This window comes from Pseudomonas fildesensis, from assembly GCF_001050345.1.
Classification (GTDB): Bacteria; Pseudomonadota; Gammaproteobacteria; order Pseudomonadales; family Pseudomonadaceae; genus Aquipseudomonas; species Aquipseudomonas fildesensis.
Genome location: NZ_LFMW01000014.1, coordinates 1 through 23,675 on the forward strand (window position 1 = coordinate 1; position 23,675 = coordinate 23,675).

Genomic DNA, 23,675 nt, shown 5'->3' on the forward strand with positions numbered 1-23,675 from the left:
GAATGCCGTAGCGCTCTTGAGCCTCTTTATAACTCAACTCGCCTTTTTCGACCTGATCGACGACTGACAATTTAAAGGTCAGCGAGTAATCACGCTGACTGCGCCTTTTTCCTGAATTCATTACGCCCTCCTGAGATTGGGTCAGAAGGTGTAAACCTTATTCAGGACAAGACACTGACACAAAAAAGGGCGGCACCCTCACAGGTACCGCCCTTTTTGCCACCGCCGCCCTTACAACTTGGCGGAAAGCAGCGCCTCCAACTTCTCCTGGTCCCGAGCAAACTGACGAATACCCTCCGCCAGCTTCTCAGTCGCCATCGCATCCTCGTTGGACTCCCAACGGAACTGCGCCTCCGTCAAATGCACGCGCGCTTCGCCGGCATGCCCTGGCGCCAACTTACGCTCCAGCTTACCGTCGTCCGCCGCCAACTTCTCCAGCAAATCCGGGCTGATGGTCAAACGATCACACCCGGCCAATTCTTCAATCTGGTTCAGGTTACGGAAGCTCGCACCCATCACTACAGTCTTGTAGCCATTGGCCTTGTAGTAGTTGTAGATGCGCGTCACCGACTGCACGCCAGGATCATCCGAACCGGTGTAGTCGTTACCGTTGGCCTTCTTGTACCAGTCGTAGATACGGCCCACGAACGGCGAAATCAGGAACACCCCGGCCTCAGCACACGCCACAGCCTGGGCGAACGAAAACAGCAGCGTCAGGTTGGTCTGGATGCCTTCTTTTTCCAGCTTCTCCGCTGCGCGGATGCCTTCCCAGGTGGAAGCGATCTTGATCAGCACACGGTCACGGCCAACGCCGGCTTTGTCGTACAGGTCGATCAGACGGTGCGCACGCTTGAGTACGGCGTCAGTGTCGAACGACAGACGCGCATCCACCTCGGTGGAAATACGGCCGGGAACCACTTTCAGAATCTCTTGACCGACCGCCACCGCAAAACGGTCACTGGCCAGGCCTACGTCGCCGTTGCAGTCCTTCACGCACTCATCCAGCAGCTTGGCATAGCCCGGAATCGACGCGGCCTTGAGCAGCAGGGAAGGGTTGGTGGTGGCGTCTTGCGGCTTGAGCTTGGCGAGGGTAGAAAAATCGCCGGTATCGGCTACGACGGTGGTGAACTGCTTGAGTTGTTCCAGCTTGGAAGTCATGGGCGTGCTCTGTCCTATGGGTCTGATGACATTACCCGAGCGCCGACAGGCGCTCAAGGGCGCAAATGCGTTCGATCGTTTGCGAGGGCAACAACCTGAAAACAGCCGTTTGAATGACTGTCCTTACTGGTAAATAGGAGGGCAAAAGGCGGGACAGGTTCAACCCAATGACCACCGCAAATCCCGAAGAGGCCAAACCGCCCGCAGGTCGATCGTTCCCACGCTCCGCGTGGGAATGCAGCCCCGGACGCTCCGCGTCCCGCTCTCAACGCCCCTCCAACAACTCCCCCGCCTGATCCAACAAAGCCAACGGGTCCGCAGCCTTATGAATATCCACCGACAACAACTGCCTGAACCTGCGAGCCCCCGGAAACCCCGTACCCAACCCCAACACATGCCGCGTTATATGATGCATCGACCCACCCTCAGCCAAATGCTCAGCAATATAAGGCCGCAACTGCGCCAACGCCTCCGCCCGGCTGATCACCGGCCGCGCACTGCCAAACAACTGCTGATCCACCTCCGCCAGTACATACGGATTGTGATAAGCCTCGCGCCCCAACATCACCCCATCAAACGTCTGCAAATGCTCATGGCACTGATCCAACGTCTTGATCCCGCCGTTGAGCACAATCTCCAACTCGGCAAAATCCTGCTTCAACTGCGCCGCCACGTCATACCGCAACGGCGGAATGTCGCGATTCTCCTTCGGCGACAACCCCTCCAGAATCGCAATCCGCGCATGCACCGTAAAACTGGTGCACCCGGCATCCTTCACCGTCCCGACGAAATCACACAACTGGGCATAACTGTCCCGCCCATTGATCCCGATACGGTGCTTCACCGTCACCGGAATCGACACCGCATCGCGCATCGCCTTCACACAATCCGCCACCAACGCCGGGTGAGCCATCAGGATCGCGCCGATCATATTGTTCTGCACCCGGTCGCTGGGGCAGCCGACGTTCAGGTTCACTTCGTCATAACCGGCGGCCTCAGCCATACGAGCACAGGCTGCCAGGTCGGCGGGCACGCTGCCGCCCAACTGGAGGGCCAGAGGGTGCTCGGCTTCGTTGTGACGCAGGAAGCGGTCGTGATCGCCGTGGAGGATCGCGCCGGTGGTGACCATCTCGGTGTAGAGCAGGGCGTGCTTGGAGAGCAGGCGCAGGAAGAACCGGCAGTGGCGGTCGGTCCAATCCATCATCGGGGCGACGCTGAAGCGTCGAGACGGCTCAGAATGGGAAGGGCTAGTGATTACAGGCGCTTTAGGTTTTTCAAAATTCATCAGTACTGGTCTTTTATACAGCGGTTTTTACCCATTTTTCCTTGTTTTTTGAAGTCGGTTGCTACAATGTAGCAATCGAATTCAGCAATGTAGCAACTGGAAATGGGCACGATCACATCACGCAAGCGCAAGGACAACTCGACGGCCTACACGGCGCAGATACGGATCAATCGGGACGGTAAGACAGTTTATCAGGAAAGCCAAACCTTCGACCGTAAGCAGGTCGCCCAGGCCTGGATCAAGCGTCGGGAAACGGAGCTGGCGGAACCGGGTGGTATCGAGCGCGCGAACCGTAAAGGTGTGACGATCAAGAAGATGATCGAGCAGTACCTGGACGAGTACGAAAAGATCCGTCCGCTGGGCAAGACCAAGAACGCCACGCTAAAGGCGATCAAGGACACCTGGTTGGGTGAGCTCGACGATTCGGCGTTGACTAGCCAGAAGCTGGTCGAATTCGCACAGTGGCGGATGGGTAAAGAGGGTGGTGGCGTTCAGGCGCAGACGGTCGGCAACGATCTGTCTCACTTGGGTGCGGTGCTGTCCGTAGCGCGACCGGCATGGGGCTACGAGGTCGATCCCCTGGCCATGCCGGATGCGCGCAAGGTGTTGCGCAAGCTGGGCATGGTGAGCAAAAGCAAGGAGCGCAACCGCCGGCCGGCCCTGGAGGAGCTGGACAAGTTGATGAAGCACTTTTTCGAAATGCAGGCGCGCCGCAAAGCCCAGATCGACATGCCGAAGATGATTGCCTTCGCGATTTTCTCAACGCGCCGGCAGGAGGAGATCACACGGATCCGCTGGGAGGATCTCGATGAGCCCCGCCAGGCTGTCCTGGTGCGTGACATGAAGAATCCCGGGCAGAAGATCGGTAATGACGTGTGGTGCCATTTGCCAGATGAAGCTTGGGCGATCCTGCACACCATGCCTAAGGGGGAGAGGGAGATCTTCCCCTACAACGCCAAGTCGGTGTCAGCGTCCTTCACGCGGGCCTGTCCGTTATTGGGCATAGAGGATCTGCATTTCCATGATCTTCGGCATGAAGGGGTGAGTCGGTTGTTTGAGATGGATTGGGATATCCCTAGGGTGTCGAGTGTGTCGGGGCATCGCGATTGGAACTCGTTACGTCGCTATACACATCTGAGAGGAAGGGGGGATCCCTATAAGAGTTGGCAGTGGAAAGATACCCTTCTCAAGAAGTGACGAAATATTTCAGGTTCTTTTTGGTCTGGTGGGTCGTTGCTTGCGGTGAGCAAAATTAGTATGTTCTCAGTTCTGTGATGTTAAAAAGACATCTGACCTGTCCTTTTAACCAAAATTTGCCTATTGCTGAGATTCAAAATGAGAGCTGAGTTCAAGGAAAAGAAAGCGGTTTCTATTGATCTATTGACATTGGATGAGAAAAATCCCCGTCTCGGTTTCGCCAAAGATCAAGATTCTGTTTTAGCTCGAATGATTGCGTACGGGCAGCCTTTCTTTGCGCTGGCCAAGGATATTGCTGAAAGTGGGCTGTCCATTGAGCATGTCGTGGTGCAAAAAGATGGAAATAAATACAGAGTCAGAGATGGGAATCGTCGAATTTCAGCGCTGAAGCTATTAAATCGACCACACCTCTGTCCTGATAAGGCCACAAGGGAGCGATTTACGAAGCTTGCGAAAACGGCGGAGGAGAATGGCAATCTGCTCGGCAAGGTCGATTGCATGGTTGGATCCAGTGAAGAAGCGATTAACGCTTATATCTGGCGAGCCCATACCGGTGAAAATGGTGGGGTGGGCAGGTCAGGGTGGGAGTCTCTGCAACAAGAGTTTTATCAGATTTCAATTGGTGAAAAGGGAGGCTACTGGAGGGCCGCAAAGCTCATGCTTTGGGCTGATGAAAACGATTTGGAAGTTCCAGATAAGTTCAGCATTACTACTTTGGGGCGGTTTTTTAACGCGGCGAAAAATATCAAGTTGCTTGGTTTTGAGTTTGATGAGGATGACAATATTTTTCCAACGGTGCCGTTGTTTACGGCCGTTGTGATCGTCAAAAAAATCATTGCTGATATAGAGTCTGGATGCGTTCACGTGAAGCGTGGCGACACTCCCGGAACCCTCTCGCTGATGTTGGCAGAAAATCGTGATCTGTATATCGCTGCGATTCGACACGAGATGAAGTTGGACACTGTTGGCGCGGTTGACCCTGTGCCGGGCGGCAATGGCGCGGGTGCAAGACCCGCGTCTTCGCCGACCGGCGGCCAGCCTGGTGAAAATGGTAGTGGTCCTGACGTAGGCGGCGGCAAGCCTGGATCAGGTCCTGCGCAAGCAGATGCATCTGGGGCTGGGGGAGTGGATGTTAAGGGTGGGAAGAACGGTACGACACCCGCAACTCACAGCTCTCTGCGGAAAAAATATGTGACTAGGGCTTTGCATCCTCTGGAAATGCCGACAAGCGAACAAAAAGTTAGAGATATCTATAAGGAGCTTCAGACTGTCGAGAAATGCCCAATAGCGGGAATGATGCTGGTGCGAGCGTTTGTTGAAAGTACCTTCAGGAAATTTGTAAGGGTCAACGAGTTGATGGAGGAGGGGCGTATCGATGTTGCTTCAATTAAGGATATGCTTAAATTTATTCGGAAAAAATTGGTAGAGGGCGGTGTTTTAGTTGAGGGTAAAGGCTCGGATTTATTTCTTAAGGTTGAGTTGATGGAACAGAATTCGATCGTCACTATTCCGACAATGCAAAAATTTATTCATTCTGAGATGTTTAATCCCAAGGATGCGGACGTCATAAAAACTTGGGATGAGTTCTATCACTTTTTGAAATTGCTATGGCAGTTGCTAGCTGCTAAGGCTTAATTGTTTTGTGCTCGGCTCCTTAATTGGACTTATCTGTTTTGATGTGAACGGTAAGGGGTCGATGTTTATATTCTTGTAGATTAGGAGCTCCTTTGCGACGGGGCGTTCCAGATGGCTTGAGTAGATGATGTTGAATGTTAATGTGTTGTGGTCTTCGTAGATTTCCTGGATTTCTTCGCAGTTGTCATACGTCACAATAATTGGTGTTTTTATTGAGTGTACTAATTGCGCTATGCGTACGTGGTCGTCGTGCGTATAGAAGCTGGAGTAAAGTTGGTCAGCCTTCTTGTAGTACGGTGGGTCAAGGTTTATAAGTGAGTTGTTGTCGTGTGGGACTTTACTCATAAATTTTATCGCGTCATCGGACGAAATGGTGATGTTTGATCTCATTTCGCTGATATCTATGATGCGCTTTGCTAGGTTTTCTTTTGTATATCGAGCGTCAATTTTGTAGTTTCCGTCCTGATTCTTCCCTCCAATCACTCCCCCTTTAATAATGCCTGAGCGATTGGTTCTGTTAAGGAAGAAAGTGGCAAAGCCTAATTCGAGCTCGGTGTGTTTTAGAGGGTTGAAGTAGATCTCTCGCTGCTTTTCTCTTTCGTCGATGGTTACTTCAGTGTCAAGCAGAAGCTTGATGAAGCTGCGGCTATCATTTGTAATGGAGTTCCAGAAGCTATAAATTGCAGGATCAATGTCATTAATGAATATGTTTTTTACGTACTTGTTGCTCAGCAAATAAATTGCAGCGCCCGCGCCGCCGGCGTATGCCTCAATGTAGGAGCCATCTTGAATATTGTTGTTCCTTAGCAGGTGCGCAAGCCAAGCTCCAAGCTTGGCCTTGCCACCGGGATAACGTAACGGTGTAAGCATCTGACTATTCTCTAAAAAATCGCTTATGGTATTGGATTTTTCGAGGGATTACAAATGTTGATTAGTAATCCCTCTGTGGCAACAAAAAATATAGCTCTTATTTAAATTAACGCATAAGTTGTTTTTGTTCTTTAGTTGCTTTGTCTCGTTGCTTGTCAATGTAATCGGCTAAATCCCTTAGGTGAATGCCAAGTGCAGCTTTTTGGCTGTTGGCTCCAAGCCTTACAATTGGAATGTCTATCTCTCCTGACATGCATTTCAGTTTGAATTTTTCAACGGTTAGATGCATGTAATCAGTGCAAACACGACTGAGTGGGATGACGGCCTGTCCATCGTATTGGGCCATCAGCAAAAAAAGTGTATTCATGCCGCCACCTCCATCAAGTCGTCTTCGGTTTGATCTGTATTTGCATTAACTAACGCCATCATTGGCCAGGGTGATACCGGGTTGCCGACCATCAGCACTTGAGTTTTGTTGCTGAACTTGCGGCCGTCGTGCCCGTAGTCGATGACGTAGTTATCCGGGAAACCTTGGGCGCGATACGGCTCGTCGGGCATGAGCATGCGCATGTTTATATCGGCGATGACGTAGGGGGTGCCCTTGATCGTGACGGTGGCCATCTCTTTACCCATGGTGGAGTCTCGACCGCCAGCGAAGAGATCCACGCAAATCTCGCCGACGAAGTCGAGGCCGAACTTGGTTTTCACTGCTTCTGCAATCGGATGTGAGTTAAAGGACGTCATGCATCACCTCCTGCTAATTCAGCTCTGTCCAGCTCCAGCTCAAGCTCGGCAATACGCTTCTGAGCGGCTTCAAGCAGTAGCCAGACCTCGGTCATGCCAGCAAATTCGGCGACGTGCCTAGGAGACATGGCTACCCATTCCTCAGGGCGAACGTTGGTTAGGTCGGCAGGCCAATACCTCCGGCCTGCTTTCGATTCTGGCGCGGTATGCGTGACTTCCGAAACGTGTGTATACCCCACGACAGGCTGCGCGAGCGGGCGTTTCTGAGCGTTTAGCGTTGCATCAGTGAGCGCTGCCCCGCGCAGCTTTTCGTGGGGTATAAGTGCCTCGGCGGTGGCGCTGAGAGGGGCAATAATGCCTGCTGCTGCGCAGCAGAGACTGTTTGTTTCTAGCGTGTCGACACCGTTGGCAGTGCGGAGCAAAGCGGTCGATGCTTGGGTGGTATGCAGGTCCATCTTCATGCCGCTTTCCTCCGGTGTTCGATAGCGAGTTGGTCCATCAAGCGCTGGTGAAGCGTGAGCCGTGCTTCGGTGGCGGACCATGGGCGAATCGTTTCGGCCATGGGTTCGATGCCGATCAAGCAATCCCAGACGGCCGGATCTGCGGGCATGAGGTCGCGCCGTTCGGTCGCCAGGGCAACAAGGTCGGCATGGTGGACGGATGCTGGTAGCGCGAGGTCGAGGTTGAAGCGAGTACAGATGCGCTCCCAGATCCAATGCTCGACGTCTTGGTAGGCGTGCATCCATTCCTTCAGCGGTCGTACCATGTCGCCGACATAGGCCTCGGTACCGTCGTGTAGGAGTGCCGCCAACTTGTCCTCTTCGGGCACCAGGTCGGCGACCATGCAGCAGTGCTGGGCCACGCTGTAGAACTCGCGGGTGTGGCCATTGAAACGGCACAAATTCGATAGCGAGTGGGAGATATCGCGTGGGTCGATCAGGTCGGCATTCGGCTCATACAGGTCAAAGCGTTTGCCGGTTGCGGTGAGAATCTGAGTCATGCGGCCTCCTTGACCAGATCGGCAAGTAAAAGCGCGTTCTTGTTGTCCTTGTGGAGTTTGCGCAGGTTGTCATTGCCAATTAGCACGGCCAACTGCCGGTCGAACTCTTTGCGAAAGCGAGTCAGCTTCTGCAGCTCGGTGGTGGCTTTGGTGCATTGCTGCTGTAACTTGCCGGCAGCTTGGGGGGTGAGTCGCAGCATCGAGATAGGACGACTCATGCTTCACCTCCGACTGTTGTTTTTATTTGGGCACCGCGATCCAGCGGGGAAGTTCGAAAAAATTGAGCTGCTTTGTGGGCTTCGTTGGGGCACATTTTCTCGATTGGCTCTCGCTCTATAACCCATCGCCCATGTGGTTCAGTGGTTGAACTGTTCACTTCGGCCGCAGCCATTTTTGGTGCTGCTGGATCTAGCAAAGCTGCCATGGCAAGTGCTTGTTCGCGGAGCGTTAGCGAGTCACGTTCGAGTTTTTTTCCCGTTCGGAAGGCGCTGAACGTCTCAGCCGCGATTCGCAGCTTTTCTGCGATATCCAATAGGGTTTGACGTGCTGGCTCGCCCAGTTTCGAAGAAGCCAAAGCTCGCTCGTAGTGGGAGTACAGTTGCTTGTGGTGATCACGTGCCTGATCAAGCAAGAGCTTTAGGTTTTGGATCGTCTCTGAGTTGTCGGACTGCTGAATGTCTTTCCCTTCGTCGATTCCTTCAAGGCGGCCATCGATCAGGCCGCCTCGATACCCAGCCCAATAGGTGAGGCCGATGAGCAGAATGAGGACAATCAGTGCGCAAATTTGAATTGCAGTCATGTGGTGTGCTCCTAGTTGATTCGCTTGGCTGGTGGTGACAGCCGTTCGTTGGTTGTTTATTCGTCGTCAGGATCGGGTGGATCGGCCAACCCGCACATCAGCTTCGCCTGGTCGGACATGTGACCTTCCTCCCGTAAGTCGTCGTAACGGCGATAGTCGGCGGCCAGGTAACAGCACTCGTCGCACAGTCGACTGGATGTTTCTTCCGTTGTTAGTGGAGTCCGGCAATTCCTGCATTGATAATGAAGTGACATGTCACACCTCTGGCTTATCGGTCGCCGCCCGAGGCATGCTTTCATCTGCCTTGTAGGCCCTCATATCGATCAGCGCGGCAACGTGTTTGATATGGGCATACCTCAAAGCCTTCACGCTTTCATCGATGGTCGTCACCGGCAGTTGAATCCGCCCACTGTTGATCGCTTCCGAAAACGTCTTCTCGTTGAGGTTTCTGAAGTAACGCTCGCGCAACTCCTCAAGGGGGATAAGCACGTCGCCAAAAATTCGGTGAAGCATCTCGACGGTGGACGAATCCGGGGCTTGCTGCAGTCGCAGCGTTGGTTGGCTTGAGCTACTCATTGGCTTGTTGGGCCTCCTTGCTCTTTGATCTTGAGGGATGGTTCCAGGCGTTCAGGCAGTGGCGTTTGGTCAGTTCCCGCAGATGTTCGGGCACTTCGAGAAGCGCGGCGTTGCGCTCCTCTCGTGTCCGCATGGCGATGATCTGGCGGGCGTATTCCCTAGGCCACGTCACGGTGGTCTGCCGGGATGGCAGGAAGGTCGAGGCCCAGTTGCTCGGCCAGCCAAGGGATACCTGCCTGCCGCACCCGGGTTGACTGGCTGTACTGCATCCCCCATTCGTGGTGATACCAGCTACCGTCCTTAACGCGCAGGTACTCGCGGTCGCGAACTGGAAATGCAGGCAGGCGGCTTTCGGTGATAAGCCCTTTTTCACGCATCAGCTTGATCAGCACGGTACGAGTGATACCAAAGCACTTGGCGGTTTTTTCGAGGTTACGCTCCATATCGGCCTCCTTATGCTGCGTGCGCGGCGGGTGTCGCCTGCGCAGCCAGGTGGTTGATGGACTCGCAGACCTTTTCGTACATGTCCACGTCGGTGCCGCTTACGGTGAAGCATTTGGTGCGTGGGCTCTTGACACCGATGCTCATCACCACGGTGACGCCAGTACGTGTCCGAGTGCGGTGCACCGCTAGGCGGATGGGCAACTCGAAACCCAGATCCAGATCGAGAAAGCCGCCAATGCAAACCAGACCGAAAACCTGCTCGCGCTGCTGCGCGCTGAAAACGCCATATTGACGTTCGGCGTGCAGTTGTGGGGGCAGTTCGGTGTTCGGATCGATTGGCCCGTTGGCGATCTCCTCGATGAAGTCGGCCAGCTTCAGGTGGGTCTTCTTGTCGTTGAGCAGGGTCAGCGTGTGGCGCTCCGTGCCCATACTAATGGTGAAGGTGCTGTCCACCCGGCTACGCTCAACCTTCAGCCGGAACGGCATCGCCATGCGTTGTGGTGTTGAGCGCAGGGTGTGGTTGAAGGTTTCGCTCAGGTTCACCTGGGCGCATAGCAAGGTCAGGGTGCGGTTGTCGATCTTGAACTTGCTCATGCTGCCCGGCCTCCGTCGTTTGGATCGAACGGAGTCGGCGCGGTACGGGTTTGCGGCTTGGATTTGCTAGGGATGAACGTGCAGCCGCAATTGCGCGCGATGCGGCGAACTTCGAGGATGCGGAATGGTTCATCGGCAGTCGGGTGGACGTGCAGGGTTGCAGTGGTGTGCATGGTGTTGCCTCGCTCTGTGGTGGAAGAGTGAGGCGAATATCAACCATTGGTTAAATCATGTCAACAACCATTGGGTGAATTTTGGTTGTCGTTCTGTTCTGTCTGTCCAAGTGGCAGTGCTTACTCCGGCGTGAAAGTGCCAATGACTTTCCCGCAAATTTGCATCTCTTCAGTCAGTTCCATGATTGGATATTGCGGGTTTATAGGCTTTAGGTAGTGCTTGCCAGCGTCCTGCACCAAGACTTTGAAGGTCGCCTCGTTGGTACTAGGTAATGTTGCTATGACCCGGTCACCGTTGTTTACAACGAGTTCCGGGTCGACAAAGATTACGGAGCCTGCCGGATAACTTCTGCCTGGGCCGTAGTTGGTCATGGAGTCACCAACTACGCGTAAGGCATAGCCGGATTTGCTGATATTTACCGGGCAAGGGAGCCACAGCTCCGCATCGAAGGACTCAACACTAGCGTCCATTTCGCACCATGAACCGGCTTGAACCCACGAGATAAGCGGTACCTTGCCCATTTTGGTTTCGGTGGTCCGCACATTGTCTACATTGCTGGCCATTATCTTAGGTAGTGCTTGATCGGGGAAAACAGGCATTACGCCGTGTTCAAGCCACTCTCTGCGTACACCCAACCAATCAGATATTGCGGTGAGGCTATCGACTTCTGGCATAGCTGCGCCATTGAGCCATTTGCTGACCGCTTGGGGCGTCTTAATGACGCCTTTGGATTTGAGTTGTTTGAGGACATCAGCACCTCGCCCATGCTGGCGGACGCTCTTAGCGTCTAGGGCGGCGTGGAGCCTTTCGGCAAACATGTGGCGCAGCGTTTCTTTATCAATCATGAGTTGATGATCACATAGAAGTTGCTAATCCGTCAGTTGACCTTTACTATCAACCAACAGTTGAATAGAGGGCCAAAACTTGAACCCGTCAGACTTTCCAAATGCCATTGCGTTTGCTTTCGAAGCCGTAGGCGGAATCGGAGCTGCCGCCAAGGTGTGCAACCGGAGCTATCAGGCACTGAATAAATGGCGCCTGGCAGCCAGCCTGCCGCGAACCGATTACACCGGCGAAACACAGTACGCCATGCTTTTGGCGAATGCTGCGGAGCAAAAGGGTAATGCTTTTGATGCGGCTTGGTTGCTTCATGCGTCGACCCCACAGAAAGCTGCTGCTTAGACAGAAAAAAGGCGACCCAAGGGCCGCCCAGTTCCTCCCGGCACACACCACCACAGTGCTGTCGGGTCGCGTTGAAGGTAAAGCGGGCACACCACATGCTAACCGCTGAACTTCACCGCGTTTCCAAGGCACGGATGCCTTGGGTTGCTGCTCTTTCCACCACAGATTGAGCAGCTGTTGCGCCAGAGGTGAACGACGGATCGTTCGCCTCAGCACGGTGCCGGTGTCGATCCTGAGATCTCGCCGGCGTTTGGGCCTCTTCAAGCCACACGACAAATGTATCACCACTGCATGTCGTGAGGCACTGGCAACTTTCAAGGATTAATGCCATGAGCCGAATCGCTCTGAGTTGTGTAGAACGGGCGCAGCGGGAGATCCTGCCGCTCGATTTAGCGCTTTACCATGCTGCTAGGGACTATCCCGGCGGCGCCGCAGCAATTGCCGCCACAACCGGCAGAAACGCCACCACGCTGCAGCACAAGCTATCTCCCACGCATCCAAGCCACTCCGTGAACATTCAGGAGTTCGGCGAGATCCTGGAGCTGACTAAGGACCGCCGCATTCTGGATGCGGTGCACGCCTTGGTAGGTGATACGACTTGGCAGGAGTTGGCCGAGGCATACACCAACGACATGCCTGAAACCTTGACCACCGGAATTGCCGAGTATTTTCGGCAGGTCGCTGATTTGGCTGAGACATGGGCCAAGAGCATCGGTGACGGCGTGGTGACGGACCACGAACTGGCCGCGATTCGCCTGCAGGTGTTTCGCGGCATTCAAGGGCTGCTAGGGATGTTCAACCGCGCTACCTACGTGAATCAGACCACGCGGGGTGCCGACCATGGCTGACATCGCAGATTTTGCTAATGACCTGGTGCAGGAGCGGCTTGATCAGGCGCTGGCTGCACGGAACGCCGCCAAGCCCGCCTTGGCGGCGCATTCATTTCTGTTCTGCGAGGGGTGCGACGACGCCATTCCGGAGCCACGTCGGTTGGCCTTGCCGGGCTGTACCCAGTGCGTGAGATGCCAGTCGATCGACGAAGCGCGGGAGGCCCGTCATGCTCGATGAGGTATTGAATCAATTCGCAGACTACGGCCTTGAGCCTGAGCAGCCGCTGATCTTCGGTAAGCTCACCCGCTGCAAGACCGCCCAGGACAAGGGCAAAGAAAAAAACGGCTGGTACGTCGTCCACGAGCATCGCACGGAGAAGAACGAAACACTGATCTTCGGCAGCTTCGGTGATTGGCGTTCGGGCGAGTCGCAAAAGATCAAGGTGAAGGCCGGGCGCATGAGCCCGGAAGAGCGTGAAGTCATGCGCGCTCGGCAGGAAGACGCCAAGCGTAAGGCTGCTGAGGTAGCGGCCAACGCGGCACGGCGAGCAGCCAACCGTGCTGCCGGATTGTTCAAGCGCATGCCGGAAAAGGGCAAGAGCGCCTACCTGGATCGAAAACAGATCGTTGGGTTCAAGGTTCGCTATGCGCCACGTACCGGCGCATTTTTGGTGCCTATGTGCAATGTGCGTGATCAAATCGTCGGTCTGCAGGTGATCTTCCCGACAAAGCAAGAAGACACCGGCCGCGACAAAGCCTATTGGCCCTACGGCATGTCGAAAGAGGGAGCTTTCCATTTGATCGGCCCGCACCCTGAGCCGGGTGAGCCAGTACTCGTGTGTGAGGGGTACGCCACAGGCGCCAGTCTGCACATGGCGACCTCGCTGACGGTCGCAATTGCCTTTGATGCGGGCAACTTGCTACCTGTCTCTAAGGCCATGCGGGAGCGTTTTCCCGGTTGCCCACTAATCCTCTGCCGGGACGATGACTGGAAGACGAAGCGTCCGAATGGCGAGCCATGGAACCCTGGTGAGGAAAAGGCCAACAACGCCGCGCTGATCGTCGGCGGCCAGGTGGTAGCGCCGGTCTTCTCAGCCGAGCGCGAAATCAAGTGGACCGACTTCAACGACCTGCACATTGCCGAAGGATTAGAGGCTGTCCGCCGCCAGGTGTTGGCGGTCGTCAAACCTCCCGCAGCTGGTGGTTGGAAGGATCAACTGGCCCGCACCGAAAACGGCTCTTTGATCGCGCACATGCAAAACGTCGAGCTGATCCTGGGCAATGACGAACGCTGGGCGGGTGTGATCGGTTACAGCGTGTTCAGCTCCAAGATCGTCAAGCTGCGGTCCGCTCCCTTTGGTGGTGGTGCCGGCGATTGGGCCGACATCGATGACATGCGGGTGATGAAATGGCTCGCGCAGCAATACAACCTTCGGGTCAAAGCGTCCCATGTGATCGAGGCGGTCAGTGTGGTGGCCCATGACCATTCTTTTCACCCGGTACGTGAGTATCTGGAGAAGCTTGAATGGGACCGCGTCCCTCGGCTGGAAACCTGGCTGACTGACGTGCTCGGGGTACATGCAAACGAATACTCAGCCAAAGTCGGTAAGCGCTGGCCGATCTCGGCGGTGGCTCGGGTGATGCGCCCTGGTTGCAAGGCCGACTCGGTGATGATCCTTGAAGGCGGGCAGGGTGAAGGTAAGTCCACGGCCATGGGCATTCTCGGTGGTGAGTGGTTCATGGACACGCCCTTCGCCCTCGGCGATAAGGACAGTTTCCAAGCGATTCGTGGCAAGTGGATTGTCGAGCTGGGGGAACTGGACAGCTTTAACAAAGCTGAAAGCACCAAGGCCAAGCAGTTTTTCTCTGCGTCCACTGACACCTACCGCGAAAGCTACGGTCGCAGAACGAACGATGTGCCACGCCAGTGTGTTTTCGTGGGCACTACCAACCAAGAGGAATACCTCAAGGACGCCACTGGCAACCGCCGTTACTGGCCAGTGTTCTGCAACAAGGTCGACCTGGAAGCGTTGCGCGAGATTCGCGACCAGCTGTGGGCTGAAGCGGTGTTTTGCTTCGAGGCCGGCGATATCTGGTGGGTGACGAAGGACGAGTCCTGGATGTTCGCTGAGGCGCAGGACGAACGCTTTGTTGTGGACGAGTGGGAAGGCCCGATCCTGACCTGGATGGAGGAGTCGCAGATCGGCGAAACCGCCACCGGCAACGAGATTTTGACCCAGGCCCTCAAGTTGGATGTCGGCCATTGGGGCAAGCCGGAGCAGATGCGCGTCGGCGCGATCATGCATCGCTTGGGATGGCGTAAGAAGCGCATGCCGGCGTTGGCAAAGAGCGGCATCCGGCAGTGGGCCTATCAGAAGCCCGCAACGTGGGGGTATGCGGCAGCATTGCAGGCGCCACCGGTAGAGGAGCCTTGCTTCGGTGATTAAACGTATTGATGAGATGCTCAAGCTCTGGGCGCAGGATCTGCATTCTCCAATGAACCCCGACTTTGTCGGATCTGGTGGCGGCAACATGATTGCGATGTTGATGGAGTGCAAGGGCGAGTTGATACGCGGAACTCGCGGCAGCCGAGTGCTGCTGGATGAATCTGCGGATATCGAGCTGATCGTGAACAAGCATCTGCCGGCGCAGCTGTCGGTGGTGGTGTGGGAGCACTATTGCAATCACGAAAGCTTCCTCTCGCAGAAGTACACCCACTGCGGTTGCAGTCGCGATACCTATTACCAACGTCTGCACGAAGCGCACCTGCACATTGCTGGCATGTTGATGGGGAAGGCTGCGTGACCCCAGGTCTCACTCCGCGTGCCACTGTCCTACTGTCCGGCCTTGTCCGACTGCCATTTAGAGCAGTCGGACAAGTGCAGGCCGCGCCGTTACTGGGCTGTCCTACTGTCCAACCTTTGCCCGCCCCATGCACACGTAAGCATAGCGAGCACGTAGTCGCGCCCATGGCGCGCATGCGTGTTTTTAGTTTTCTCTCTATACACAAGAGAAAGTTAAATAAGGTAGGACAGTAGGGCAAAGCCCCGAATTTAGGCGCCTGTAGCTGTCCTACTTCGACTCTGCATAGTGGGACAGGTAGGACAGGGCACTAGAAGCGATAGCCGATTGAATGCGTTGTACCCCTGTTGTACCTGCGTCACACCCACGTTGCACCCGTATTGCGCCATGGCATTAAAACTCGCTTGCTGCCACCGGAATCCACCTGTAAAAAGTACCCATCTTCGATAGGTGCGACCGCAGAAAGCGGCAGGCACCACACACCAAACCCGGCCATTGCGCCGGGTTTTTGCGTTTATGGAGTAGGGCGATGACGAACGAGCAACAAGCGCTGGCAGAGATGCCAATCTGGTTAGTGATCGTCCTGGCCTTGGTCGGTGGCGTGTCGGGGGAGATGTGGCGCGCCGACAAGGACGGGGCTCGGGGCTGGGCGTTGTTACGCCGGCTCGCGCTTCGATCCGGTGCCTGCATTGTCTGCGGGGTGTCGGCGATGATGCTGATGATCGGCGCGGGCATGACGATCTGGACGGCCGGTAGCTTGGGTTGCCTGACCGCGATGGCCGGCGCTGATGTCGCCATCGGTCTTTACGAACGCTGGGCCGCCAAGCGGCTGGGCGTTACCGAAGTGCCACCTGCCAATGGTGAACAGGGGTGACGAATCGCGGCGGGGCGCCGAAAACCGCCGGGGACCCTGGGGTTATTCGGGGGGTACGGGGTCGGAAACCCGCGGGAAAGCTTTAGCGGATGGTCTGCCAGCTTACTGAAATTCAATCCATTGAAATTGAAAGGTTTCCATTGAAAAGCCGTTGAAAAGGAGGGCTTATGACGGATCCACTGTTCCTGTCTAAAAGCGCTTTCGCGGTTCGCATCGGCAGGACGCCGAGTTACATCACCTGGCTCAAAGGCAACAACCGCCTGGTGCTGTCGCCGGACGGCAAGAAGGTGGACGTGCTGGCAACCGAAGCACTGATCCTCGAAACCGCCGACCCCAGCAAGTCCGCCGTCGCGGCTCGCCACCAGCAGGATCGGCTCCAGCGTGACGTTTACAGCCAACTGTCCCCCCTGGTCGAGCCGACTAACACGGCTGCGCCGCCGCAGCCTGCTGGCGCGAAGAGCGGGCAACCGGACTTCCAGAAGGCCCGCGCACACCGCGAGTACTACCTGGCCCAGTTGGCTGAGGCCGAGTTCCACAAGGTGCAGGGCTCGCTGGTGGACATGAAGGCGGTCACCTCCGGGGCTTACAACGCCGGACGCATGCTGCGCGACCAACTGCTCAGCATGCCCCCGCAACTGGCCCCCGAACTGGCGGCCATGACCGACCCTTGGGAAATTGAACAGCACCTGACGAAGGCGCTGCGGCTGGCCCTGGAAGAGGCCGAGCGCATGTCCTCGGCCGACCTTGAACGCGATCTGATTACTACGAGTTAACCCATGCAGACGGAAAAACCTGACGGCGCTGAGGTGTACCGTGAGGCGTATTTCCGTGGGCTGCGTCCAGACCCTAGCCTATGGGTGGACGAGTGGGCCGACGAGTACATGCGTATCCCACGTGACACTGGCGCCGCCGAGCCAGGAAAATATCGCACCTTGCGAACGCCTTACGCTCGCGAGCCGATGCGTTGCCTGTCACCAGCGCACCCGTGCAAGCGCGTGGTCACCATGGTCGCCTCGCAGCTGATGAAAACCCAGATCGCCTTGAACTGGATCGGCGCGCTGATCCACATGGTGCCGTCGAACATTCTCACGCTGCTGCCCAGCCTGGGCCTGGCAAAGCGTGTGTCGTCGCGGATCGGCAAGACGATCAAGGCCACCCCGGTGCTGCGTGAACGTGTGGCGGCGAGTCGCTCGCGGGACTCGCGCAACACCATGGACACCAAGGAGTTTGAAGGCGGCTCGCTGTACGTCACCACCGCCGGTTCTGCTGCCAACTTGGCCGAGCTGTCGGCGCGCTACGTGTACGGCGATGAGATCGACCGCTGGGAGGTCGATGTAGGCGAAGAGGGCGACCCCATCGAGCTGGCGGAAACGCGGGGCAGTACCTTCGGCCGCAACGCCAAGTTCTACTTCTCCAGCTCGCCGACGATCAAGGGCGCCTCGCGCATCGACGATCTGTTCGAGGGCAGCGACCAGCGTTACTACTACGTGCCGTGTCCGACCTGCGGGCACATGCAGATCCTGGAGTGGGAACGGCTGCATTACCCCCAGGACTTCAACGTGGTGCACTACGAGTGCGCCGGGCCTGACTGTGACGTGCTGATCGAGGAACACCACAAGGGCGACATGCTCGCCCGTGGCGAGTGGCGCGCCCATGCCAAGGGCGACGGCGAGACGGTCGGCTTCCACCTCAACGCGCTGTATTCGCCCTTGGGTTGGACGGGCTGGAAGTCGCTGGCAAAGCAATTCGAGAAGGCGAAAAAGGCTCAGGCCAAGGGAGACCTTGAACCCATGCAGGTGTTCTACAACACCCGTTTGGCGAAGGTCTGGGACAGCGCGCAAGAGCAGACCAAGGCCTCTGTGCTGATCGAGCGGGCACGTCGGGAAGGGTTCTCCCTCGGTGCCATGCCCGCCGCTGTGATGATGATCACAGGCTCTGTGGACGTGCAGGCTGACCGCCTGGAGTTCATGGCAATGGGCTGGGGCGTCGGCATGGAGCGTTGGGTCATCGATCACCGGGTGATTGCGGGCGACCCATCGGACGAACGAACCTGGGCGGTTCTGGATGAGCTGTTGAAGGAACGCTACCGGCACCCTTGCGGCGTCGGCCTGGGCATTCTCGCAGTCGCGGTCGACTCGGGTGGTCATCACACGGACGAGGTCTACCAGTTCTGCCGTGTGCGGCGCTGGCGCAACATCTTTGCGATCAAGGGCGCGAGCAAACCCGGCAAACCAGTGATCGCTCAGCGGCCGTCCATGGTTGACGTGACCTGGAAGGGCCAGACCGAACGTGGCGGCGCTGAGCTGTGGTTTGTCGGCACCGACACGGCAAAGGACTGGATCTACAACCGCTACCCGTTCGAGTCCGGGCCAGGCGCGCTGCACTTTGCCAACGACCTGCCGGACGAGTTCTTCGCCCAGTGCGTGGCCGAGCGCAAGGTCGCCAAGTACGTGCGAGGCCACAAGCGTATCGAGTGGATCAAGGGCAAGGCTGAGCGCAACGAAGCGCTCGACCTGATGGTGTACTGCCTGGCGATGGCGCATTACCTCGGCATCAACCGTTACCAGGAGCACGACTGGGAGCGGGTGCGACAGTCGCTGGCGCAGTCGGGTCTGTTCGATGAAAAGACTGTTGTTGCCGAGCGTGTGAAAGCTGGTGAGCCGGCCCGGATAGCATCTCCGCCGTCGCAATCGGTAGAGGTAATCGTCCCGCGTCCGGCAGTGCAACGTCGCAGTTCGACAAGCGGTTACTTGAAAAGGCGTTAGGTTGAAGGCAAGCCAACGAGAGGGCTTATCAGGCGCGCGCCGAGTCCAAGCGCTTCAGTCACTAGTCCTCGGAAGAGTTCTTTGCCTTCTTCCTTACCTGCGGTCGAAAGCCTTTCACCAATTGAAGGTCCAGCATCAAGACTCGAAGGTGTTGCTTTCAATACTTCCAATCCTTTTGCGGTTAGGACAGCGTCTTCGATAGCTCCACTTGACTCTCGGTAGGTTAGATAACCAGCGTCTGATAGCCAACGTACCGTTGCATAGAACATGTTGATTTCCTGGCGCCGCACGGGATCTTGTGCATGAGGGTTATCGAAGATGTGTTCAGCAATGAAGTGTCGAGATTGCAGATGTATCCGAATGGGAAAGCTGGCGTACAAAGCCCCAAAGATCTTTCCAGTCAGTTCATCGAAACGTTCGATATTTGAGGCAGCCATGCCTTGAACTCCTTGTCATTCAGCCAGGTGTGGAAATGCGGTCAAGTCCGATTTTGGTTGCGTTTATAGCATATGGCTACCACCTCTAGAGAGCCCTAATGTCGTTTACCCCAAAGCACCTCGAAGCCATCGAGCGCGCCATCGCACGCGGTGAAAAGACCGTGCGCTACAGCGACCGCACGGTGGAGTACCGCTCGATTGACGAACTGCTCAAGGCCCGCGACGAGATCCGCACGTCGCTGACCAACGCCGCCGGGCCGCGCTCTCGCGTGGTTCGGCTTACCCACGGAGGCAAAGGACTCTAATGGCCCGACATTATCCGACGCTGACCCGTAACGGATTCTTGCTGCCGTCGAACATCAAGGCCAGTTACGAAGGCGCCGCGGAGGGCCGTCGTTCGGCCAGTTGGGAAGCCACCGACAACGGCATCAACAGCATCAACACCCCGGCGCTTCGCAACCTGCGGGCTCGTTCGCGGGCGGCGGTGCGCAATGACCCCTATGCGTTCAACGTCATCGACAAGCGCGTCAGCAACCTGATCGGCACTGGCATTACGCCGAGGCCGACTACGGACGATGCGGAGCTGCGCAAGTTGAAGCAGCAACTGTGGGACGACTGGGTGGATGAGGCGGACGCCGATGAGCTGACCGACTTCTACGGCATGCAGGCCTTGGTGGCGCGCACCGTTGAAACCGCTGGCGAGTGCTTTGTGCGGTTGCGGCCGCGCAGCCCAAGCGAAGGTTTGGCGGTGCCACTGCAGTTGCAGGCGCTGGCCCCTGAGTTTGTCCCGCACGACAAGTTTGAGACGGCGAAAAATGGCAACGTGATCCGCGCCGGTATCGAGTTCAACCCGGCCGGCAAACGTGTGGCGTACTGGATGTACCTGTCCCATCCACGCGACTCGTCGTCGTTGAACGCTGGCTACAACCAGTTGGTGCGTGTGCCGGCGGCTCAGGTGCTGCATATCTTCGAACCGATGGAGCCAGGGCAACTGCGCGGCGTACCGCGATTGGCTCCGGTGTTGAAGCGCCTGCGCAGCCTGGACAACTACGATGATGCGGTGCTGTTCCGCCAGGAAGTGGCAAACCTGTTCGCGGGCTTCATCAAGCGTCCGGCGCCGGACAGTGGGCAACAGCCACGCGATCCCGTTACGGGGCAGTTGTTGGTCACCGACCGCGACGGCTTCACGCCGATGGTTGCCCTGGAGCCCGGCACTATGCAGGAGCTGGGGCCCGGTGAAGAGGTGGAATTCTCCAAACCACCAGACGCCGGTAACAACTACCCGGACTTTATGCGGCAGCAGCTAATGGCTGCGGCGGCAGGTTCGGGCACGCCTTACGAGATCCTCACCGGTGACATGCGGGAGGTTAACGACCGGGCGCTGCGAGTGGTGCTCAACGAGTTCCGGCGGCGCCTAGAGCAATTGCAGTTCGGCGTTTATGTGCATCAGCTGTGTCGCCCGGTGCGGGCTGCATGGATGGACATGGCGGTGCTGTCCGGCGCCCTGGTGCTGCCGGACTACGCGCAACGTCGGCGTGAATACCTGCGCACACGTTGGGTGCCGCAAGGCTGGGCCTACATCCAGCCGGTGCAGGACGTTCAGGCGCGGCGAATGGAAGTTCAGGCGGGGTTCGGTTCGCGCAGTGAGATGTGTCTGCGCAACGGCTACGACGCCGAAACCATCGACGCTGAAAACGCTGCCGACCTCGCCAGGTCCACGGACCTCGGCCTCAACTACACCACGCTTGATGCCATCGAGCTGAACGATGACAAGGAACAACCATGAGCAAAAAAGCCAAGCCCCGCGTTTATGACAAGGCGGGCAAGCAGGTCAAGGTCGCCGACAAGAGCTGGTATACCTTCCAGGCCAGCGGCGAAGCCGAGCAGCGCAATATCGAGATCTTCGTGTATGGCGAGATCGGTGCGTGGGGCGTCACCGCCAATCAGTTCGTGCAGGATCTGCGCGCCATGGATGACGGCATGTCGCCGGTGATCGTTGCGTTCAACAGCATCGGCGGTGACCTGTTCGACGGCCTGGCGATCCACAACGCGCTGTCTCGCTTGGGCGAGCGCTGCACCGGGCGCATTGATGCGCTGGCGGCAAGCGCGGCCAGTGTTGCGGTGTGTGGCGCTCACCGGGTGGTGATCGCTGCCAACGCCATGTTGATGATCCACAACCCCTACACCTTCACCGGTGGCGATGCCGAAGACTTCCGCCGTGTCGCGGATGTGCTGGACCAGACTCTGGAAGCGATCATCGCGGCCTACAAAGCCAAGGCGCCGAACATCGACGAAGCCGAGCTGCGGCGGATGGTCAACGCTGAAACCTGGCTCACGGCCAATGAGGCGGTGGCGCTGGGCTTGGCCGATGAAGTGGGCGACGGCCTCAAGGTCAGTGCCTGTCTCGGCCAGGGCAGCGTGTTGCAACGTTTCCAACATGCCCCGGCCGAGCTGCTCGCCCAGTTGGATGAGGAGCCGGAAGCCGAGCCGCCGGAACCAGATCCGGCACCGGTGCTGGACGCTGCGAAACTGGCGCTGATGGTCACGCAAGGCTGTGCAGCAGCAGGCATCAGCAACCTGGTGGAACCGCTGCTGGCTGCCACCAAGCTTGAAAGCGAAGCGGTGATCCAGGCGGCACTGATCAAGGCAAAAGCTTTGCACGGTCTTTGTGTCGCCGCCCGACTGCCAGAGCTGACTGGCGAATTTATTACGGCCGGCTTGGACGAAGCTGCAGTTCGCGCGCGTCTCTTCGACAAACTGGTCGGCAGTGGCGGCGGCTTCGAAATCAACAACAGCCTGCCGCTGGACGATGACCCTGTACCCAAGGTCAAGGCCAAGCAGGTTGATACCCACTCGATCTGGACCACCCGTCAGGCGGCGCAGAACGGAACCTCGAAAGGAGCAAGAGCATGAAAATCGAATCGATGCACGCAGGTGAGTTCCTGCTGTCCGAGGGCGCAGGCAACATTTCCCGCGAGGCGATCAACGTCGCCGCCGGTGCAGCCCTGGAGCCGGGTCAGATCCTTGGTCTGGTCACCCTCACCAGTGAGTTCGCCCCGTACCAGCCGACCGCTGAGGATGGTACTGAAAACGCCATCGCGATCCTTTACGGGCCACTGGGCGAGTCGGATGTTGTGCGTCGTGGTCGTGCCATCGTGCGGCTGGCCGAGGTCAGCGAAGCGCATTTGACTGGCCTCGACCTCGCCGCCGAAAAAGCCCTGGCAACTCATTTCGTGATCGTCCGCTAAGACGCTCACCCCCGTTTATCCATCCCGCCGAGTGCGGGATTTTTCGTTTCTGGAGAGTACCCCCATGGCCGAGATCGCCATTTTTGAAGACGATGCGTTCAGCGTCTCCTCGTTGACCGCTGCAATCAATGACCAGGAATACCTGCCGGGCCGCATCAGCAGCCTTGGTCTGTTCCGCGAAGAGGGCATCAGCACTCTGACCGTGCAGATCGAGAAGGACGGCGACACCCTGGCCCTTGTGCCGGCGGGTGAGCGCGGTACGTCGGGCCTGGTGGTCGGCGGGACCAAGCGAACGCTAATCCCTTTCAACACCGTGCACCTGCCGGAACGCTTCACCATCAAGGCCGATGAGATCCAGGGCATCCGCGCATTTGGCACGCGCAGCGAGTTACAGGCGGTGCAGGATGTGGTCAACAAGCGCCTGGCGAAAGCTCGCCGTCAGTTGGATGCGACTCACGAATTCCAGCGCATGGGCGCCCTGAACGGGCAGATCCTGGACGCGGACGGCAAGACCTCGCTGCTCGACATCTACAAGGTGTTTGGCGTCACTCGCAAGAAGCTACCCATGGGCTTGGGCAATCCAGAAACCGAGCTGCGTGTCCGCGCCGGTGAAGCGCTCGACATGCAAGAGGAAGCGCTGGGCAGCATCACCAGCACCGGCTCCCGCGCCTTCTGCGGCAAGAACTTCTGGAACAAGCTGATCGTGCACCGCTCGGTTAAAGAGACGTATCTCAACACCATGCAAGCCGCGTCCCTGCGTGGCGATGCGCGTGAAAGCTTCGAGTTCGGCGGGATCGTCTGGGAGCGCTATCGCGGCAAGGTAGCGGGTGTTTCGTTCGTCCACGACGACAAGGCGCTGTTGATCCCCGAAGGCGTCCCGGACTTGTACATCTCGTCGTTCGCACCGGCCGACTACATGGAAACAGTCAACACGCAGGGCATTCCGTACTACAGCAAGATCGAGCCACTGCCGTTCAACAAGGGCGTGGCCGGTGAAGCTCAGTCCAACCCGTTGCACCTGTGCACGCGGCCCCTGGCGCAGATCCTGCTGGAACTCTGAC

The 23,675-nt window shown here is 57.3% G+C and carries 29 protein-coding genes and 1 pseudogene; 15 read left to right on the plus strand and 15 right to left on the minus strand.

The annotated features are described in order from the left end of the window. Positions 1-231: 231 nt before the first annotated feature. On the minus strand, positions 232-1,158 hold the full coding sequence (gene tal / locus ACR52_RS21045; protein ID WP_048729033.1) for a transaldolase: 927 nt from the start codon (positions 1,156-1,158) through the stop codon (positions 232-234). A gap of 265 nt (positions 1,159-1,423) precedes the next feature. After that, positions 1,424-2,443: a tRNA dihydrouridine(20/20a) synthase DusA gene (gene dusA / locus ACR52_RS21050; protein WP_048729035.1), complete on the minus strand. Its 1,020-nt coding sequence runs from the start codon at positions 2,441-2,443 to the stop codon at positions 1,424-1,426. Between the two features lie 102 nt (positions 2,444-2,545). Here dusA and ACR52_RS21055 point away from each other — a divergent pair, with 102 nt between their 5' ends. Both ACR52_RS21055 and ACR52_RS21060 read left to right on the plus strand, forming a co-directional pair. Then, the gene (locus ACR52_RS21055) at positions 2,546-3,640 is read left to right on the plus strand and encodes a tyrosine-type recombinase/integrase (protein WP_048729038.1); all 1,095 of its coding nucleotides are present in this window, start codon (positions 2,546-2,548) and stop codon (positions 3,638-3,640) included. Positions 3,641-3,778: 138 nt separating this feature from the next. Then, complete coding sequence (locus ACR52_RS21060) at positions 3,779-5,275, plus strand: hypothetical protein (protein WP_048729041.1); 1,497 nt, start codon at positions 3,779-3,781, stop codon at positions 5,273-5,275. Here the strand turns inward: ACR52_RS21060 and ACR52_RS21065 are convergent. From ACR52_RS21065 to ACR52_RS21115, 12 genes and pseudogenes are all read right to left on the minus strand, one after another. After that, positions 5,258-6,145: a DNA adenine methylase gene (locus tag ACR52_RS21065; protein ID WP_048729043.1), complete on the minus strand. Its 888-nt coding sequence runs from the start codon at positions 6,143-6,145 to the stop codon at positions 5,258-5,260. The two genes, ACR52_RS21060 and ACR52_RS21065, sit on opposite strands and share 18 nt — an antisense overlap. Positions 6,146-6,251: 106 nt before the next feature. Further along, positions 6,252-6,512 carry a pyocin activator PrtN family protein gene (locus tag ACR52_RS21070; protein WP_048729045.1) on the minus strand — a complete coding sequence of 87 codons (261 nt, stop codon included), beginning with the start codon at positions 6,510-6,512 and terminating at the stop codon, positions 6,252-6,254. Next, on the minus strand, positions 6,509-6,889 hold the full coding sequence (locus tag ACR52_RS21075) for a DNA cytosine methyltransferase (RefSeq protein WP_048729047.1): 381 nt from the start codon (positions 6,887-6,889) through the stop codon (positions 6,509-6,511). The genes ACR52_RS21070 and ACR52_RS21075 overlap by 4 nt, the downstream gene beginning before the upstream one ends. After that, a complete protein-coding gene (locus ACR52_RS31360) occupies positions 6,886-7,350 on the minus strand; it encodes a hypothetical protein (protein ID WP_236692172.1) in 465 nt (154 codons plus the stop codon). Before ACR52_RS31360 ends, ACR52_RS21075 begins: the two co-directional genes overlap by 4 nt. Beyond that, positions 7,347-7,889 (minus strand): phosphohydrolase, encoded by a 543-nt coding sequence (locus tag ACR52_RS21085; RefSeq protein WP_048729048.1) that lies wholly within the window; start codon positions 7,887-7,889, stop codon positions 7,347-7,349. Before ACR52_RS21085 ends, ACR52_RS31360 begins: the two co-directional genes overlap by 4 nt. Further along, positions 7,886-8,107: a hypothetical protein gene (locus tag ACR52_RS21090; RefSeq protein ID WP_048729050.1), complete on the minus strand. Its 222-nt coding sequence runs from the start codon at positions 8,105-8,107 to the stop codon at positions 7,886-7,888. Before ACR52_RS21090 ends, ACR52_RS21085 begins: the two co-directional genes overlap by 4 nt. A gap of 164 nt (positions 8,108-8,271) precedes the next feature. Next, positions 8,272-8,688: pseudogene (locus tag ACR52_RS21095) on the minus strand (hypothetical protein); the annotation flags it as partial. A gap of 255 nt (positions 8,689-8,943) precedes the next feature. Next, positions 8,944-9,264: a pyocin activator PrtN family protein gene (locus ACR52_RS21100; RefSeq protein WP_048729052.1), complete on the minus strand. Its 321-nt coding sequence runs from the start codon at positions 9,262-9,264 to the stop codon at positions 8,944-8,946. A 158-nt stretch (positions 9,265-9,422) separates the two neighbouring features. After that, on the minus strand, positions 9,423-9,707 hold the full coding sequence (locus ACR52_RS21105) for a phage antirepressor KilAC domain-containing protein (RefSeq protein WP_048729054.1): 285 nt from the start codon (positions 9,705-9,707) through the stop codon (positions 9,423-9,425). Positions 9,708-9,717: 10 nt separating this feature from the next. Beyond that, positions 9,718-10,302, minus strand: a complete 585-nt coding sequence (locus ACR52_RS21110; RefSeq protein ID WP_048729057.1) for a hypothetical protein — start codon at positions 10,300-10,302, stop codon at positions 9,718-9,720. After that, positions 10,299-10,475, minus strand: a complete 177-nt coding sequence (locus ACR52_RS30980; protein WP_173439314.1) for a hypothetical protein — start codon at positions 10,473-10,475, stop codon at positions 10,299-10,301. Before ACR52_RS30980 ends, ACR52_RS21110 begins: the two co-directional genes overlap by 4 nt. Positions 10,476-10,595: 120 nt before the next feature. Then, positions 10,596-11,321 carry a LexA family protein gene (locus ACR52_RS21115; protein WP_048729059.1) on the minus strand — a complete coding sequence of 242 codons (726 nt, stop codon included), beginning with the start codon at positions 11,319-11,321 and terminating at the stop codon, positions 10,596-10,598. 79 nt (positions 11,322-11,400) lie between these two features. Between ACR52_RS21115 and ACR52_RS29640 the strand changes: the two genes are divergently transcribed. From ACR52_RS29640 to ACR52_RS21155, 8 genes are all read left to right on the plus strand, one after another. Beyond that, entirely contained in the window at positions 11,401-11,658 is a 258-nt protein-coding gene (locus ACR52_RS29640) for a hypothetical protein (protein WP_082143196.1), read from the plus strand. A 329-nt stretch (positions 11,659-11,987) separates the two neighbouring features. Next, positions 11,988-12,506: a phage regulatory CII family protein gene (locus tag ACR52_RS21125; protein WP_048729063.1), complete on the plus strand. Its 519-nt coding sequence runs from the start codon at positions 11,988-11,990 to the stop codon at positions 12,504-12,506. Then, positions 12,499-12,726 (plus strand): TraR/DksA family transcriptional regulator, encoded by a 228-nt coding sequence (locus ACR52_RS21130; protein ID WP_048729065.1) that lies wholly within the window; start codon positions 12,499-12,501, stop codon positions 12,724-12,726. The genes ACR52_RS21125 and ACR52_RS21130 overlap by 8 nt, the downstream gene beginning before the upstream one ends. Further along, entirely contained in the window at positions 12,716-14,935 is a 2,220-nt protein-coding gene (locus ACR52_RS21135; RefSeq protein WP_048729068.1) for a VapE domain-containing protein, read from the plus strand. Before ACR52_RS21130 ends, ACR52_RS21135 begins: the two co-directional genes overlap by 11 nt. Further along, a complete protein-coding gene (locus tag ACR52_RS21140) occupies positions 14,928-15,293 on the plus strand; it encodes a PA0613 family protein (protein ID WP_048729070.1) in 366 nt (121 codons plus the stop codon). The genes ACR52_RS21135 and ACR52_RS21140 overlap by 8 nt, the downstream gene beginning before the upstream one ends. A 526-nt stretch (positions 15,294-15,819) precedes the next feature. After that, complete coding sequence (locus ACR52_RS21145) at positions 15,820-16,164, plus strand: phage holin family protein (protein ID WP_048729072.1); 345 nt, start codon at positions 15,820-15,822, stop codon at positions 16,162-16,164. A 167-nt stretch (positions 16,165-16,331) separates the two neighbouring features. After that, positions 16,332-16,937, plus strand: coding sequence for a hypothetical protein (locus ACR52_RS21150; RefSeq protein ID WP_048729074.1), 606 nt, complete (start codon positions 16,332-16,334; stop codon positions 16,935-16,937). Between the two features lie 3 nt (positions 16,938-16,940). Beyond that, entirely contained in the window at positions 16,941-18,929 is a 1,989-nt protein-coding gene (locus tag ACR52_RS21155; RefSeq protein ID WP_048729076.1) for a phage terminase large subunit family protein, read from the plus strand. Here ACR52_RS21155 and ACR52_RS21160 read toward each other — a convergent pair. Continuing rightward, positions 18,926-19,366, minus strand: a complete 441-nt coding sequence (locus ACR52_RS21160; protein ID WP_048729079.1) for a hypothetical protein — start codon at positions 19,364-19,366, stop codon at positions 18,926-18,928. The genes ACR52_RS21155 and ACR52_RS21160 overlap by 4 nt on opposite strands. Before the next feature lie 98 nt (positions 19,367-19,464). On the opposite strand from ACR52_RS21160, the gene ACR52_RS21165 reads away from it, so the two are divergent. The 5 genes from ACR52_RS21165 to ACR52_RS21185 all read left to right on the plus strand — a co-directional run bounded on the left by ACR52_RS21165 (position 19,465) and on the right by ACR52_RS21185 (position 23,674). Then, positions 19,465-19,671 carry a phage head-tail joining protein gene (locus ACR52_RS21165; RefSeq protein ID WP_048729082.1) on the plus strand — a complete coding sequence of 69 codons (207 nt, stop codon included), beginning with the start codon at positions 19,465-19,467 and terminating at the stop codon, positions 19,669-19,671. After that, positions 19,671-21,152, plus strand: a complete 1,482-nt coding sequence (locus tag ACR52_RS21170; protein ID WP_048729084.1) for a phage portal protein — start codon at positions 19,671-19,673, stop codon at positions 21,150-21,152. Before ACR52_RS21165 ends, ACR52_RS21170 begins: the two co-directional genes overlap by 1 nt. After that, a complete protein-coding gene (locus tag ACR52_RS21175) occupies positions 21,149-22,279 on the plus strand; it encodes a head maturation protease, ClpP-related (protein WP_048729087.1) in 1,131 nt (376 codons plus the stop codon). Before ACR52_RS21170 ends, ACR52_RS21175 begins: the two co-directional genes overlap by 4 nt. Beyond that, positions 22,276-22,614, plus strand: a complete 339-nt coding sequence (locus tag ACR52_RS21180; protein WP_048729089.1) for a head decoration protein — start codon at positions 22,276-22,278, stop codon at positions 22,612-22,614. Before ACR52_RS21175 ends, ACR52_RS21180 begins: the two co-directional genes overlap by 4 nt. 64 nt (positions 22,615-22,678) lie before the next feature. Next, positions 22,679-23,674, plus strand: a complete 996-nt coding sequence (locus ACR52_RS21185) for a major capsid protein (protein WP_048729090.1) — start codon at positions 22,679-22,681, stop codon at positions 23,672-23,674. Position 23,675 lies beyond the last annotated feature (1 nt).

Excerpts from the sequence above, each read along its gene's own strand:
- dusA (WP_048729035.1), bottom strand. The coding sequence starts at position 2,443 with ATGAATTTTGAAAAACCTAAAGCGCCTGTAATCACTAGCCCTTCCCAT.
- ACR52_RS21065 (WP_048729043.1), bottom strand. The coding sequence starts at position 6,145 with ATGCTTACACCGTTACGTTATCCCGGTGGCAAGGCCAAGCTTGGAGCT.
- ACR52_RS21105 (WP_048729054.1), bottom strand. The coding sequence starts at position 9,707 with ATGGAGCGTAACCTCGAAAAAACCGCCAAGTGCTTTGGTATCACTCGT.
- ACR52_RS21055 (WP_048729038.1), top strand. The coding sequence starts at position 2,546 with ATGGGCACGATCACATCACGCAAGCGCAAGGACAACTCGACGGCCTAC.
- ACR52_RS21125 (WP_048729063.1), top strand. The coding sequence starts at position 11,988 with ATGAGCCGAATCGCTCTGAGTTGTGTAGAACGGGCGCAGCGGGAGATC.
- ACR52_RS21180 (WP_048729089.1), top strand. The coding sequence starts at position 22,276 with ATGAAAATCGAATCGATGCACGCAGGTGAGTTCCTGCTGTCCGAGGGC.
- ACR52_RS21100 (WP_048729052.1), bottom strand. The coding sequence starts at position 9,264 with ATGAGTAGCTCAAGCCAACCAACGCTGCGACTGCAGCAAGCCCCGGAT.
- ACR52_RS21175 (WP_048729087.1), top strand. The coding sequence starts at position 21,149 with ATGAGCAAAAAAGCCAAGCCCCGCGTTTATGACAAGGCGGGCAAGCAG.
- ACR52_RS21145 (WP_048729072.1), top strand. The coding sequence starts at position 15,820 with ATGACGAACGAGCAACAAGCGCTGGCAGAGATGCCAATCTGGTTAGTG.
- ACR52_RS21155 (WP_048729076.1), top strand. The coding sequence starts at position 16,941 with ATGCAGACGGAAAAACCTGACGGCGCTGAGGTGTACCGTGAGGCGTAT.
- ACR52_RS21060 (WP_048729041.1), top strand. The coding sequence starts at position 3,779 with ATGAGAGCTGAGTTCAAGGAAAAGAAAGCGGTTTCTATTGATCTATTG.
- ACR52_RS21185 (WP_048729090.1), top strand. The coding sequence starts at position 22,679 with ATGGCCGAGATCGCCATTTTTGAAGACGATGCGTTCAGCGTCTCCTCG.
- ACR52_RS21135 (WP_048729068.1), top strand. The coding sequence starts at position 12,716 with ATGCTCGATGAGGTATTGAATCAATTCGCAGACTACGGCCTTGAGCCT.
- ACR52_RS30980 (WP_173439314.1), bottom strand. The coding sequence starts at position 10,475 with ATGCACACCACTGCAACCCTGCACGTCCACCCGACTGCCGATGAACCA.
- ACR52_RS21090 (WP_048729050.1), bottom strand. The coding sequence starts at position 8,107 with ATGAGTCGTCCTATCTCGATGCTGCGACTCACCCCCCAAGCTGCCGGC.
- ACR52_RS21165 (WP_048729082.1), top strand. The coding sequence starts at position 19,465 with ATGTCGTTTACCCCAAAGCACCTCGAAGCCATCGAGCGCGCCATCGCA.
- ACR52_RS21150 (WP_048729074.1), top strand. The coding sequence starts at position 16,332 with ATGACGGATCCACTGTTCCTGTCTAAAAGCGCTTTCGCGGTTCGCATC.
- ACR52_RS21085 (WP_048729048.1), bottom strand. The coding sequence starts at position 7,889 with ATGACTCAGATTCTCACCGCAACCGGCAAACGCTTTGACCTGTATGAG.
- ACR52_RS21160 (WP_048729079.1), bottom strand. The coding sequence starts at position 19,366 with ATGGCTGCCTCAAATATCGAACGTTTCGATGAACTGACTGGAAAGATC.
- ACR52_RS21075 (WP_048729047.1), bottom strand. The coding sequence starts at position 6,889 with ATGACGTCCTTTAACTCACATCCGATTGCAGAAGCAGTGAAAACCAAG.
- tal (WP_048729033.1), bottom strand. The coding sequence starts at position 1,158 with ATGACTTCCAAGCTGGAACAACTCAAGCAGTTCACCACCGTCGTAGCC.
- ACR52_RS31360 (WP_236692172.1), bottom strand. The coding sequence starts at position 7,350 with ATGAAGATGGACCTGCATACCACCCAAGCATCGACCGCTTTGCTCCGC.
- ACR52_RS21070 (WP_048729045.1), bottom strand. The coding sequence starts at position 6,512 with ATGAATACACTTTTTTTGCTGATGGCCCAATACGATGGACAGGCCGTC.
- ACR52_RS21130 (WP_048729065.1), top strand. The coding sequence starts at position 12,499 with ATGGCTGACATCGCAGATTTTGCTAATGACCTGGTGCAGGAGCGGCTT.
- ACR52_RS21115 (WP_048729059.1), bottom strand. The coding sequence starts at position 11,321 with ATGATTGATAAAGAAACGCTGCGCCACATGTTTGCCGAAAGGCTCCAC.
- ACR52_RS21110 (WP_048729057.1), bottom strand. The coding sequence starts at position 10,302 with ATGAGCAAGTTCAAGATCGACAACCGCACCCTGACCTTGCTATGCGCC.
- ACR52_RS21170 (WP_048729084.1), top strand. The coding sequence starts at position 19,671 with ATGGCCCGACATTATCCGACGCTGACCCGTAACGGATTCTTGCTGCCG.